Here is a 14,314-nt window from a genome sequence, read left to right on the forward strand (position 1 = left end):
GGGAATTTATAGGCGGTAAAAAAAATGAGCATGACCGGAAGCTAATCCGATCATGCTCCATGCACATTGCTATTCAAATGGATTACGCTTTTTTAGCAATCTTCTCAATTGCTCCTACCAGTTTATCCAAATCACTTGTTTTTGTGTACACATGCGGGGTAACACGCACGCAATGAATGTTTTCCCAATTAATACCGACCGTATGGATCTGATAATCCTTCATAAGCTTGCCGTCGAGTTGTTCGGGTTTCATACCGTCAATGCTCACCCCGGCAATGGCGCAGGAAAATTCCGGTTTTAATGAAGTATGGATTTTCACACCCGGGATCTGCGCCGCTTTTTCAGCCCAGTATTTTTTCAGATAGTGGATCCGGTCCTGCTTCCGCTTATTACCGATACCTTCCTGAAAATTGAGGGCCTCACCAATTGCCTGCTCAATCGGGAAGCTGCGGGTCCCCAGCGTTTCGAATTTGCGGATATTGGCGCTTTTAGGCTCACTGTTACAGAGCAACGGCCATATTTTCTCGATCTTATCCTTCTTAATCCACATCATTCCACTGCCCACCGGCGCACTCAGAAACTTGTGCAGGCTCGTGCCAAAGTAGTCGCATTCCAGATCAGGGATTTTGTAATCCAGCAAACCAAATGTATGCGCGCCGTCGCAAACGACTTCAATACCTTTTGCATGCGCCATTTGCGAAATCTCCTTAACCGGCATAATCTGCCCGACCCAATTGATGATATGCGTTACATGGATAATCTTGGTTCTCGGCGTGATAGCGTCTGCGTAGGCTTTCACGATCTGTTCTTTGTTTTCAATTGGAAAATCAAAGGAAAGCTGTTTATAAACGATGCCGTCCCGCATTTGGCGCTGCTTGTAAGCTTGCACCATGTTAGGATAATCCTGCAACGTGCCGATCACCTCGTCGCCTTTTTCCAGTGGCAGGCCGAAAATGATGGTATTTAGAGCCTCTGTGGCATTCCGGTTGATTGCGATTTCCTCGGCATCGGCGCCAGCGAGCTTGGCCAGGCGCTGGCGGAGCGGCTCGCGGCCTTTGTCCATAATTCGCCACATATAATAGGATGGGCCTTGCGCGGCGGCTTTGTTGTATTTGTCCAAAGCTTCCTGCACCACGATCGGAGAAGGCGAAACGCCTCCGTTGTTGAGGATAATGATCTCGCTTTTGCTGGCGGTGTAAGCGTCCTGGATTACCGACCAGTATGCTTCGTTGCTTTCACTACTGTGGTCCCAAAGCTTTTCCGCTTCGAGAAACTGCTCCGCATGGAGCTGGTTGAATAGGCTGTTGATCCCGAAAGCGCCCATACCCAATGCAGCACTCTTTCGAAAAAAGGAACGGCGGTTGTTCATAAAAGTTCGTTAAAGGAATAGTAATGGAGTGAAGTACAATATATTGAATATCTACTTCAATCCCAATCACTCCGCCTCCAAACCCTCTTTCACAATCGATTGCTTCAACCATTCGTAGGTATTTTCAGGTATCGGCAGTCCGTCGGCGTCGAGCGCCAGGTACATCAAATGCAAATGTGTAGGCGAACGTTTCTGGTAGGCATTGTAGCCCGAACGACCCATTTCAGAAATCTTATCACCTGCATTCACCCATTGCCCAGGCTGCACTTCCACGATGTTGTTATGCGCATAATAGAACAATCCGTCCAGGCACGGATCGTAAATCCATATCCAGTTGCCACCACGGTATTCGCTATCGTATTTCCAGGCCGTCTCGGTGGCTACCACAAGCCCCGACGTGAATGCAAGTACCTCGATAGGTTTCCAGGTACGATCATCGAGGACATCCTGGTCTTTATCACGTACAAAAAGGTCGTGCGCGGGATGGCTACCCGTCACATTCATATCAAAAAGATCGAAACCATTGGGACGGTAACCTCGGCCCCGTGAGCCGATCGACTCCCTGGGCATGTAAGATTTAACGGGATATACAAAATAAGAAGAGTCGATCGCACGGCAGGTATCCCGCTTGTACTCAGCACGAATGCCCCGCATGACCGCCCCGAAAGCGGCACGGGCCGAGTCGGGCGAGATGGCACTATCCCGGATATCGATCTGGATTTGATGGAAAGCCCGGCAATATTCTGCAATTTTATCGGAAGATTCACTCTGGTTTGTCAAACCGGAAATACAGATCACCAACACGATCCCGGCAATTCTTTTGACTGTCATCAACAATGCATTAATCAACCCCCTATCTTTCACTGAAACCCTGTTTTGGAGAAACGCTGGCACGAAAACTCACTAATAAAAAAGTCGTGCAAAGGTATCCGTTCTATATTAAATAAATGCACAGAAGTTCTTTATTGGTCTAACACTAAAATCAAATTACAATGCAAAAACGCCGTTTTGGACGCACTGGCTGGGAAATCAGCGAAATAGGTTATGGAATGTGGGGCTTGGCGGGCTGGACTGGCTCCGACCGCAAGGAAACGGACGACTCACTCGACCTGGCCGTCGAATCGGGTGTAAACTTCTTCGATACCGCCTGGGGTTACGGCGAGGGGCTGAGCGAGCGCATCCTCGGCGAGCTCCTCAAACGGAATCCTGATAAAAAGCTTTACGCGGCCACAAAGATCCCGCCCAAAAACCGTCAATGGCCGTCACGCGCCGAATATGCATTGAGAGATGTGTTCCCGGCCGATTACATTGTCGAATACACCGAAAAAAGCCTTCAAAACCTGGGTACCGAGCAAATCGACCTGCTGCAATTCCACGTGTGGGAAGATGCCTGGGCACAGGAAGATGAATGGAAAGAAGCGGTTCAGAAACTAACGAAGGACGGAAAAGTAGCTGCCTGGGGCATTAGCGTCAATCGTTGGGAGCCGGATAATGTACTGAAAACGCTCGAAACTGGTCTGATTGACGCGGTCCAGGTGATTTACAACATTTTTGACCAGGCACCGGAAGATAATCTCTTCCCGCTTTGCCGGAAACTCGATATCGGAGTGATCGCCCGAGTGCCTTTCGACGAAGGAACACTCACCGGCACGTTGACGAAGGAAACCACCTTCCCGGCCGACGACTGGCGCTCGACCTATTTCGTACCTGATAACCTGAATGCCAGTGTCGACCACGCAGAAGCACTACGGGCAGACATTCCTGCGGGTATGACAATGGCAGAACTCGCATTGCGTTTCATCCTCAATAATCCTGACGTGCACACAACGATTCCGGGCATGCGCAGGCTTCCCAACGTGCGTGCTAACGTGGCCGTGAGCGATGGCGTGCAACTGGATGCCGCCGTAGCCGAGACGCTGAAAGCCCACCGCTGGGATCGCCAGCCGACGAAATGGTCGCAATAGCGTGATAATAAAAGCCTTCCCGAACATCAGGAAGGCTTTTATTTTTAGAATAACTAAAAAACCTAACGACATAATTTGCTATCGACCGAAAACCGTCCTGGGCCGGTCAGAAATAACGCGATGTAGGAAAATAGGAACAGCAACCCGTGCTCCTTCATATCAAATGCATCTTTCGCGTGCACAATCAATACCACTACACACATCGTGAATATTAGTGGAAGCAATGCCAGGCGCGTTCCAAACCCGAGAATAACCAAGATAGAGCAGCCGAACTCGGCACATATCGTCAAAAAGTAGGACAGCTCCTCGCCTATACCGATCGGATCAGCAAAAGAATGGTCACCGCTGAGGAAACCAGTTAGTTTGGCATAACCGTGTGTGAGCATCAGGCATGAAATACCAACCCGAAGAATCAGTACCGCCCAGTCGACCGACGCGGGCAACTCGATCGGTCTCAGAAATCTTTTAAGCATAGTGAGTTAAAATGATTTATAAATGAATTTGCATTTATGCTTACTAACCAATGCCATGCCGGGGCTAGTTTCGGCAAAGAGTTTTTGTAACCGATTTTTTAATTTCCATATATCATGTTTTATTTTTAGGTTTGTCTAAATTTATATTCAGACAATAAAAAATTAATAATTCGGCGATACTATGAAATTATACATACTATTATTGCTCAGTTTCTTAACCTCTAACGTTTTTGCACAATTCACGCTTTCGGGCAAAGTATCGCTGGAAGACAAGGCCGAAGCTGCTTTTGGTGCGTCGGTATATATTCAGGAACTTAAAACAGGCACTACGGCCGACACCGCCGGGAATTATCACATCACCGGCATTCCGAAAGGTGCCTACACGGTGAAGGTCAGTTTCGTATCGATGCCCACAATTACTCAGAAAAACTTGAAGATTGAGCACAATACCGTTAAGGATTTCGTGCTGAAATCGGGTGCCAACGCCCTCAATGAAGTAGTAGTAACCGGCACGATGAAGGAAGTATCGAAGCTCGACAGCCCGGTGCCAGTCGACATTATCACGTCAAAATTTCTCTACAAAAACCCAGTACCGAGCATTTTTGAGGGACTTAGCTATGTAAACGGCGTGCGCCCACAGCTCAATTGCAACGTCTGTAGCACTGGCGACATTCACATTAACGGACTGGAAGGGCCTTACACAATGGTGTTGATCGATGGCATGCCGATGGTAAGCGGGCTTTCCACCGTTTATGGCCTTTCAGGCATTCCAAACAGCCTGATTGAGCGAGTAGAGATCGTAAAAGGGCCTGCGTCTACACTTTATGGTTCAGAAGCGGTTGGCGGTTTGATCAATATTATTACGAAAAATCCGTCGAAGGCACCGTTGCTCTCAGCCGACGTTTTCAGCACAGCCTGGCGCGACTATAATGTGGATTTTGGCGTCAAATTCACGCCAGGTGAAAGAAGCAGTTCCTTGCTGGGGATAAACTATTTCAATTATCAGAATCCGATTGACAATAATAAGGACGGCTTCACTGATGTCACTTTACAGAAACGCATTTCTATTTTCAACAAATGGTCATTTAGCCTGAAAAACGACCGGCAGGCGAACATCGCGGCGCGCTATTATTATGAAGACCGCTGGGGCGGACAAATGCAATGGAACAGGTCGTACCGTGGTGGTGATCAGATTTATGGCGAGAGCATTTATACCAAACGCTTTGAAGTGCTCGGTAATTACCAGCTTCCACTGACCGAAAAAGTCACGCTGCAATATTCTTTCAGCTCCCACAATCAGAATTCGGCCTACGGACATGTGCCCTTCAATGCGGACCAGAAGATCGCTTTTGTGCAGTTTTTATGGGATAAGGAAATCGGGAAGCACAGCCTGTTGATGGGCACGCCCTTCCGCTACACATTCTATAATGATAACACTACCGCCACGCGTTATGCCGACGGGCAAGACCATGCCGACAAGATTTATCTACCGGGTGTCTTCATACAGGACGAGATCAAGAGCGGTCCGCATGCAATTTTACTCGGCGCGCGCTACGACTATAACAGCCGCCACGGAAGCATTTTCACACCGAGAGCCGCTTACAAATACAAATTCAACCAGACCGACGTGGTAAGGCTAAACATTGGTCGTGGTTTCCGGATCGTGAACCTGTTCACGGAAGACCACGCGGCATTGACCGGTTCGCGCCAGGTGATTTTGGAAGAAGAACTGAAACCGGAGCAAAGCTGGAATGCGAATATCAATTTTGTCAAGAAAATCGTCACCGGCAACTCATTTGTCGGAATCGATGCATCGGTTTTTTACACCTATTTTACTAACCGCATTCTTCCCGATTACGACACCAACCCCAACGAGATCATTTATAATAACCTCGATGGTTATGCAGTGTCCAAGGGAATCAGTCTTAATCTCGATTTCAATTTCCCGTTCCCGTTGAAAATTATAGCAGGCGGAACTTATATGGATAATTTTCAAAAAGAAAATGGCGTCCGGTTCAGACCTGTGCTGACTGAGAAATTCACCGGCACCTGGTCAGTTTCGTACGAAATCCAGAAGGCCGGCATTTCATTCGACTACACCGGTAACATTTACGGTCCTATGCGGCTGCCTATCCTTAGCGAAGACGATCCACGCTCGGCAAACTCTCCGGTATGGTCTTTGCAGAATATCCAGATTACCAAAAAATTTGACAATGGATTGGATATTTACGGGGGCGTCAAAAACCTGCTCAACTTCACTCCTCCCGCCAACTCGATCGCCCGCGCGAACGATCCTTTCGACAAAAACGTAAAATTTGACAATCAGGGACAGGTCATTGCGACGCCCGATAATCCTTATCGGCTGACGTTCGATCCGAGTTACGTTTTTGCGCCTAATCAGGGCATCAGGGCATTTTTGGGAGTTCGTTACACGCTTCGTTAGAGAATTGGTATGATGGCCAAAAATGTCGCCTGGAAGTTTATTATATAACTTTTCAAAGATCAAAAACATTTAGAATATTGATATTCATTGATTTGAATAATTTTTGATTGTATCTTTGAGCCATCAACCAATTAACACTACTAATTATGGCATTAACAAAACAGTTTGTAAAAAGTAAATCTGTTTACAAAGTAACGTTTACAGTTCCTGCTGAGGCGGCATCAGAAGTGACGAAGGTTGCCCTCGTAGGCGAATTCAATGGCTGGAACCCGGAAGAAGCCATTGCATTGAAAAAACAGAAAGATGGCTCATTCAAGACCAGCCTCGAACTGGGAGCCGGCGAATACCAGTTCCGTTACATTTTGGACGGAGAGAAATGGGAAAACGACTGGGAAGCAGACAAATATGTTCCTGCTGGCGTAGATGCTACTGAAAACTCGGTGGTAGTTCTTTAATCAGTTTTGACATTAACAAAAAACCGGAAAGCATCACTGCCATCCGGTTTTTTTATGTTGTAATGACTTAAAATCAGATCGTAAAGCTGTCGCTTTCCACGTAAGCTTTGATCAGGGCATCTTCTCCTTCTTTTCCTTGTTTGTAGTTTCCGTGTTCCATGCCCATGATGAACGACTTGCCTTCTTTCTTGCTACGGTCGTAAATGTATTTGAAGATATTCTTGTAGTTAATCTCACCAGTTGTTGGCTCTTTCCGGCCCGGTTCGTCACCAATCTGGAAGTAATCGATTTCGCTCCAAGTCTGGTCGATGTTGTAGATCAGGCGACCTTCATTTTTCTGCATGTGATAAATATCGTATAAAATTTTACACGATTTGCTGTTTACACCACGACAGATTTCATAGGTCTGATCCGAAGTTCTCAGAAACAAATTAGGTGAATCGCTCAGCGGTTCGAGCACCATCACCAATCCATGCGGTTCGAGGATTTCGGAGCCACGGCGTAATGCATCGATCACGTGGCCAGTCTGCACGCCAATCGGGAGATTTCTTTCAAAATCACCGGGAACAACCGTCATCCATTTGGCATTGACCCGCTTTGCCACTTCAACTGCCTTTTTACAGCCATTGAGGAAGATATCGATATATTCTTTTTTGCCTGCGGCTAAAGTATTGGCACCATTACCGCCTTTGTCCACCACAAACACACCCATTTCCATACCCAAACGGCTCATTTCTTTGGCAATGGCTTCCTGTTGCTCCACCGGTCGGCCCATCATACCATTGTCCTCCAAAGCCATAAACCCCTGATCTGCCATAAATTTAAGCTGGTCGATCAAATCCTTTCCGGCGCTGTTCTGAAACATGCCGAAATGCGATGCATATTTAAGCTTAAACTTATTTTTGGCCATAGGAGCGGCGGCAAATGCATCTCCTGCTGCGATTGCGGCACCAGCCAAACCAAGGGTAGATCTTACAAAATTTCTGCGGAGCATAAATGTCTTGATGTTTTCGTTTCAGATGGTAAAGATGTACAGTCCGGAAATATACCCCAAGATCGCTCCGGAATCTTGCTATTACTGGTTCCTTCTGCGTTTCCGGCGTTCTTTCTTACCACTTTTTGGTTCTTCCGCAGGCGTCGTGGCCACCTCCTCAACAGGCGGTTTGGGCAGATACGGCGCTAACTGCACTTTGATTTCCTCCCGGAACGCATTCTTTACCCCTTCCAATGCGGCTTGCTTCACTTCACCGTCGATCTGGCTGCCCGTCAGCAGCTTCACGACCGCCTCTTCGCCCGGCCAGCTCGCGCCAAGGTACCTGGCTGCATTCTTCCTGACAGTTATTGATTCACCGCTATTCAAAACCGTCGAACGCAGTAGGTATATCGATTCAGAACTACCGACTGTTTGAACCGAGGCCAGCAATGCCGATTTCTTCACGTCGTTCATTCCCGCAAGTTTCTGAGTCAAGTAGCTAATGCCCGCCTGTTCGAGCAACAGTCCGCCCGCATCGCGGCCTATTACCTCATCGGATTTATCCAAAGCCAGTTTCAAAAGCCGGTCATTTTCCGATTCCAGCTCATAGCGGGTCATCAGGTCGATATAATGCTCGCTGCCATAGGTTTCATCAAGCAGCTTATTGAGTGCCGTCAGTCCCTGTTGGGAGTTAGTTACAAATGACTTATCCAAATGCAGCAATGCGAGTTTGCTCACCTCAATGCGATCAGATGAGGGAACATTCAGCACATTCAGCAGTGCCTGCGTTTTTTCATAGCCCGCATGAAAAAAGTCAAAAGAACGGAAATAGCGCAGCCTGCTTTTAAAGCTGACGGACGTGTCGGCTGCCAGTTCACTTAGATAAGGAATCGCTTTGCGCGTACGTGCAAGCCAGATAATGTCCTTTCCGGCGTCGGTGGCCCAGGGTTTCGCACCGGCCCTTTCCAGCCAGGCCGGGAAGAGGCGCTCCCATTGATCGTAAGCACCAATGCTTAATGCTTCTACGGTCCAACGGTCGTTGCCTTTGTATTGCTTAGCCAATTGCAGCCACACATCCAAAGCTTCGTAGGTGTGATTGTGGTTAATGGCTAGCGCGCATTCACGTCTTACCTGTGGATCGCGATCGGACGTGAGACGTTTAATGTATTCGGTAGGGTCGCTGTTACGCTGGCGCACGGCACGTAATGCCGTGATGCGCAGGTTCGGGTTCAACTCGCGGAAACCAATGTCCAAATTTCGGTAATTAAAACCTTCAATGCGGTTGAGCACCCACAATGCCCGGGCGCGGAGTTTTGGATTGCCATTATACAATCTGAAAAGGTCTTCCAGAAATGGCTCGGCCGCCCAGCCGTGCTTTACGCAAGCATTCCAGGCCAGGTAGCGCTGCGATAAGTTAGGGCTTTGTAATGCTTTTACTGCCTGCTCAGGTATAGAAAGGTCATAAACCGGGATTTTATAGGTAACACCGGCCGGTGCGACGCGAAAAATACGGCCACGGCTGCGGTCTTTCATCTTATGCGAACCGATCACAGGATCATACCAATCGGAAATAATCAGCGAGCCATCGGGAGCAACGCAAACATCCGTCGGCCTGAACCATTTGTCGCGTTTGCCTTCGATAACAGGGATAATGCCTGTTGATTTATAGCCTGCACCATCGTTTTGTACCGGGAATGCGCTCACATAGCCCTGCCCGGCATCAGCCAGCAGGATTTGGTCCCAATAACGCCGGGGCAGCAAGTCGCCTTCATAAATCGTCATCCCCATAGGAAAGCCAGAACCCGTTTCCAGCAAATCGGGGACAACACCAGGGTCATTTTGATGCCAATGGCGACGTGGGATTTCGTCTTCCAGGTTAGTCCGGTTCAAACGCCAGCTTGCACCGGTCATTTCATCGATATAACCGAAATTCCCATTTTCCATCACATAAGACACCCTGTCGCCACCATTACCCGGCTCTTCCTGGTCCGACTGCCACATGGTACCATAGCTATCCACAGCTACCTCCCAGCCATTCCGGAAGTTTTCGGCCATGATCTCTACTTTGGTAAAATCCTGCTCACAGCGAAAAACCACACCTTGCCTATACTGGCGGAAATCAATGGGTCTTTCATATTTATCCAGCAGCGGGCGATCCTGGCCATCTACAAGTTGCCTGCCTGCGTTACCAAAGTTGAAGTAAAACTTACCATCCGGCCCAAAAACAAATGAATGGACACCCGCATCGTTCTGTACCCCGCCGATGCCTTTGAAAAGGATTTCTTTTGTATCCGCCTTATCGTCGCCATTGGTATCCGTGAAAAGCCACACATAAGGGCTTTGCGAAACAATAGCCTTGTTGCCCATCACCCATATTCCGAGTGGTGCATTGAGCTCCGGCCCTTGGTAAAAAACTTTGGTTACATCCGCTTTGCCGTCACCATCCTTATCCTCCATGATCACAATGCGGTCGCCCTGGCCGAGCTCGGACTTGCCATTGACATTCGGCCGGTAATTGTACGCCTCACACGCCCACACGCGCCCTCTATGGTCGACGTCGATATTGATCGGGTTGATCACGTTCGGCTCCGAGGCAAAGAGCGTCGCTTCGAGCCCGTCGGCAGCCTGCACGCCCGCCACCGCATTGCGCGAGAACCGGCGTTCGGTTTCCGACAATGCCGCATAGGCACTATCCGGATTAACAACTACCAATGAATCAGAAACTTGACTAAAACCTTGAAAAGAAAAGGAAGTAAAAATAACCGCAGCACACCACGCAGATCTCACGATACGAAATTGTTTCAAAACGAATTTTTGATGAGGCAAATGATTTCAAAAGACGTTATAAAAATACCTCATGTTTGGGGATTTACGAAATGGAGTTTTAAGAAATGTAACCTTTCGACGAATTGGAGTGGCTTGATTTAGAAGTGAAACGTGGTTAAATTTAGGGAAGGATTACATGCACTATCAGTATTTATGAAGGAAAAAGTACGGTATCTAATTGCACTCAAGATTTACAAAAAGGCTGAAATCAAGTTAGCTTTAAGCAATCTGCTTGTAGTCGACAAACTAACAGAGCAAGCTCAGAATCAACTTTTGGATGAGCTGCGCTTGCTTGATGAAGATATCGAGATTTTAGAAAAGGTATTAAGACAATCGAAACAATGATCATGAAAGCAATGAGAAAGGAAGAATTGACTCAAGCCTTGTATGACGCGAAAACACTACCGGCCCTCACAAAAGCCAACAATGAATGGCTTGCATTCTATGGAGCGGCATCGGAGAAAGACAAAGAATACATGGGAAATGCGATGGTCGAATACAGTCAGTGGCTGCTTGCAAAATCCAAAGAGTCGCGGGAAGAATTCAAGAAATTCATGGCCGAAGTCGAAGCCATTAACCTCGAAGCGAATCAACAACAATAGCGAAAAAGGAGCCTTTCGGCTCCTTTTTGACTTTACTGCTTCTTCAAATTACTCAAATAGTCCACTAAACTCACCAGCTCCTCCGTACTCATTGCATCCTGCAAGCCGGATGGCATCATCGAATCTTTGAGTTGTTTGATGGATTTGACTTGTGACATTTTGTATTCCTGTGTGGAGCCGCCAGGGAATTTGAGAATCAGGTCTGTTTCAGTTTTGCTGGACACAATGCCGGATACTGCTGTACCATCCTTGAATGTCACTTCAAAACCTTCATAGCCAAAACCAATGCCCGCGCTCGGCTCGAAAATGGCGGAGTACTGGGCTTCCTTAGGCAATTTGCTGCCGATTTCAGAGAGTTTCGGGCCGAAATCCATTCCTTCGCCATTGACTTGGTGACATACCGAGCAATAGGATGTGAATGTTTGCTTGCCTTTGGCAATGTCCCCTTTCATCCCGACGAGTTGCTTTACTTCCGGATGTTTACTGGCGGTAGTTACCGCCCCGTCGAGATATTTGGCAGCTTCCAGTTTGACAGATTTCCGCCAAGCTCCATTCAGCCCTTGAACAGCAGCAGTTTTCAAATCGCCATTCAATTGACCCTCTTTCAACAACACCAATACCTGATCCTCGCCGCTCATGGTACCACCCAGCGATTTGACAGCTATCGTTCTGAGGTTTTCCGAATAATTGCTGCCCGAAGCGACGGCCTTCAGTATTTCAAGGGCGTCCTTGCTTCCGACGGATTTCAAAGCAGTCAAAACGCTGGCCGTTTTACTTTCATCTCCTCCCTTCACCACATTCCAAAGCAACGGTGCCCCGCCTTGTTTGATCAACTGGGAAGCCGCCCCGGACCCTATCCGGCTAACCGATTGATCCAATGCCAACGTTAGGAGCCGCTGGTTTTCAGAAACCGGTTCGTATTTCGCTACCAATTCAAGGTAAGTCTGGGTGCCATAGGATATATCGAGCATCTTCTTCAATGCAGCCATTGCCTCAGGGCTCTGTTTCACAAATGCCGGGTCGAGATGGCGCATGGCCAATTCATTCACTTTATCCTGGTCGGCGCCAGCCCCGTTCATGAGTTTCAACAAAGCGAGTGATTTTTCATGACCTGCTTCATTGAAGTCGAAAGCGCGGAAATAGCGCAACCTGCTTTTCAGATCCACCGTGGGATCACCCGCCAGCGAAGCAAGCAATGTAACAGACTCTTTTCCACGCGAGCGCCACACGATATCCTTGCCAGCCTGTGTGCCAACCGGATTTGCACCCGCCTTGTCGAGCCAGGCTTTAAAGAACGTGTTCCATTGCGCATCAGCCCCGATACCCAATGCTTCGAGATACCAGCGATCTTTACCATCATATTGTTGTGCAAGTGTTGCCCACAATGCCGGCGCCTCAGGTGAAGGATTATGATGCAGGAGCAACGCGCATTCACGACGGACCTGTGCGTCGGCGTCCTTCGACAATGTTTTAATGTATGGAATCACATCCAGGTGCTTCGACTCACTCGCCGCACGAAGCCCGGCAATACGTAAGTCGGCATTTGCGTCTTTCACTGCCAGATCAACGGCCTTTTTGGCTGTAAATGGCCATTTGCTAAGCAGCCATAGCGCCCGCGCACGCATTCGTGGTTCCGGATTTTTGTTTGCAAAAAGCTTTTCCAAAGTCGGGGCAGCTTTCGCACCCATACCGTTCAATGCATTCCAGGCGTGGTAGCGGATCGAAAGGTTAGGGCTTTGCAATGCTTCCACCGCACCGGCGACGGTCTTAAAATCGGTTTTGGGGATGCGGTAAGGTGTATTAACAGGCGCAACGCGATAAATACGGCCCTTGGCCTGATCGCCAGCCTGGTGACCGCCTACGCCCGGATCGTACCAGTCGGATACCAGCAGGGAGCCATCCGGTGCCACGCACACATCCGACGGCCTGAACCATTGATCACGCTTGCCATCGACGATGTTCACAATTTTGGCGGTGTAACCTGCACCGGCCTTTTCGACCGGGTAAGAGCGTACCACATTATGCCCCGGTTCGCAATGGATCATTTGTCCCCAAAATTCCTTTGGCAGCAGTTTACCTTCATAAAGAACCATTCCCGTGGGTGAACCAGAACCCGTTTGAAGGAGGTTTGGCACTACACCCGGATCATTCAAATGCCAGTGACGATACGGGATCGAATCTTCCACGTTGGTACGGTTGGCACGCCAGCCTGCACCGGTCACCTCGTCGGTGTAGCCGTAGTTTCCGTATTGCATTACATAGTTGATGCGCACACCTTTGTTGCCGTCGTCGTCATTGTCGGACTGCCACATCGTGCCGTAGCTGTCAACTGCCACTTCGAAATTGTTCCGGAAGTTATTTCCAAGCGGCTCGATATTGGTAAAATCAGGATCACAGCGGAACACCATTCCCTGTTTCAGTTTCTTAAAATCGATAGGTTTGCCGTCTTTTCCGACAACCGGATTACCCTTTCCATCCAGCAAATGCTCGCCTTCGTTCCCGAAATTGAAATACAACTTACCGTCCGGCCCGAACACAAATGCGTGCATACCATGGTCGTGCTGGTCACCGCCGATGCCTTCGAAAATGACCTCCTTTTTGTCGGCCTTCAAATCACCATTTTCATCCGTGAAAAGCCAGACATACGGACTTTGCGAAACGATGACCTTATTCCCCATCACCCAAACTCCCAATGGCGCATTGATTTCAGCTCCTTGATAAAACACCGTTGACTTATCGGACTTGCCGTCGCCGTTGGTATCCTCCAGTACCATAATGCGGTCGCCCACTTCCTTCGTGGGGTTACCGTTGATTTTCGGACGATAATTATATGCTTCGCAAACCCAAACCCGTCCCAGGTGATCGATGTCGATATTCGTGGGATTGGTAATCGTCGGCTCCGATGCAAAAAGGGTAGCCTCGAGTCCATTGGCGACCGTCAGACCGGCCACCGCGTAGCGCGACGACCTTTTTTGAGAATCCGAAAGGTCCTTGTAAAGCGTGTCGGCTCTTGCGGCGTCGAGCGTGCTGGGATTCGAGCGCTGATAAGAGGCGAGCATCATGCCCGCCAGCAAGCAACCGGCGGGAAAGAGGAGAAACGATTTTTTAAAGTTCATAGGGTAAATCGGGCGCTTTTAGGCCTTGAATCAGAAAGTATTACACTGATACGAAGCCCTAAACGTGTCATTTTAACAATAATAAATTTAATA

The 14,314-nt window shown here is 48.5% G+C and carries 11 protein-coding genes; 5 read left to right on the top strand and 6 right to left on the bottom strand.

The features are described 5' to 3' along the window. Positions 1-82 precede the first annotated feature (82 nt). Positions 83-1,369: an aminotransferase class V-fold PLP-dependent enzyme gene (locus LZD49_RS23740; protein ID WP_234670172.1), complete on the bottom strand. Its 1,287-nt coding sequence runs from the start codon at positions 1,367-1,369 to the stop codon at positions 83-85. A 66-nt stretch (positions 1,370-1,435) separates the two neighbouring features. Continuing rightward, on the bottom strand, positions 1,436-2,200 hold the full coding sequence (locus LZD49_RS23745; RefSeq protein WP_234670173.1) for a M23 family metallopeptidase: 765 nt from the start codon (positions 2,198-2,200) through the stop codon (positions 1,436-1,438). A 161-nt stretch (positions 2,201-2,361) separates the two neighbouring features. Between LZD49_RS23745 and LZD49_RS23750 the strand changes: the two genes are divergently transcribed. Continuing rightward, positions 2,362-3,333, top strand: a complete 972-nt coding sequence (locus LZD49_RS23750; RefSeq protein ID WP_234670174.1) for an aldo/keto reductase — start codon at positions 2,362-2,364, stop codon at positions 3,331-3,333. Positions 3,334-3,395: 62 nt separating this feature from the next. Here LZD49_RS23750 and LZD49_RS23755 read toward each other — a convergent pair whose 3' ends face one another. After that, a complete protein-coding gene (locus LZD49_RS23755) occupies positions 3,396-3,806 on the bottom strand; it encodes a DoxX family protein (protein ID WP_234670175.1) in 411 nt (136 codons plus the stop codon). 181 nt (positions 3,807-3,987) lie between these two features. Between LZD49_RS23755 and LZD49_RS23760 the strand changes: the two genes are divergently transcribed. Both LZD49_RS23760 and LZD49_RS23765 read left to right on the top strand, forming a co-directional pair. Continuing rightward, positions 3,988-6,249 (top strand): TonB-dependent receptor, encoded by a 2,262-nt coding sequence (locus LZD49_RS23760; protein WP_234670176.1) that lies wholly within the window; start codon positions 3,988-3,990, stop codon positions 6,247-6,249. 146 nt (positions 6,250-6,395) lie between these two features. Continuing rightward, on the top strand, positions 6,396-6,704 hold the full coding sequence (locus LZD49_RS23765; protein ID WP_234670177.1) for an isoamylase early set domain-containing protein: 309 nt from the start codon (positions 6,396-6,398) through the stop codon (positions 6,702-6,704). 73 nt (positions 6,705-6,777) lie between these two features. Here the strand turns inward: LZD49_RS23765 and LZD49_RS23770 are convergent, their stop codons facing one another. Next, positions 6,778-7,698: a hydroxypyruvate isomerase family protein gene (locus LZD49_RS23770; RefSeq protein WP_234670178.1), complete on the bottom strand. Its 921-nt coding sequence runs from the start codon at positions 7,696-7,698 to the stop codon at positions 6,778-6,780. An 81-nt stretch (positions 7,699-7,779) separates the two neighbouring features. Next, positions 7,780-10,482, bottom strand: a complete 2,703-nt coding sequence (locus LZD49_RS23775; RefSeq protein ID WP_234670179.1) for a PVC-type heme-binding CxxCH protein — start codon at positions 10,480-10,482, stop codon at positions 7,780-7,782. Positions 10,483-10,656: 174 nt separating this feature from the next. Between LZD49_RS23775 and LZD49_RS23780 the strand changes: the two genes are divergently transcribed. Together LZD49_RS23780 and LZD49_RS23785 are read left to right on the top strand one after the other, a co-directional pair. Next, the gene (locus LZD49_RS23780) at positions 10,657-10,848 is read left to right on the top strand and encodes a hypothetical protein (protein WP_234670180.1); all 192 of its coding nucleotides are present in this window, start codon (positions 10,657-10,659) and stop codon (positions 10,846-10,848) included. Positions 10,849-10,850: 2 nt separating this feature from the next. Further along, on the top strand, positions 10,851-11,105 hold the full coding sequence (locus tag LZD49_RS23785) for a hypothetical protein (RefSeq protein WP_234670181.1): 255 nt from the start codon (positions 10,851-10,853) through the stop codon (positions 11,103-11,105). Positions 11,106-11,137: 32 nt separating this feature from the next. Here LZD49_RS23785 and LZD49_RS23790 read toward each other — a convergent pair whose 3' ends face one another. Then, a complete protein-coding gene (locus LZD49_RS23790; protein ID WP_234670182.1) occupies positions 11,138-14,221 on the bottom strand; it encodes a PVC-type heme-binding CxxCH protein in 3,084 nt (1,027 codons plus the stop codon). Positions 14,222-14,314: the final 93 nt, after the last annotated feature.

Source organism: Dyadobacter sp. CY261 (genome assembly GCF_021440085.1).
Classification (GTDB): Bacteria; Bacteroidota; Bacteroidia; order Cytophagales; family Spirosomataceae; genus Dyadobacter.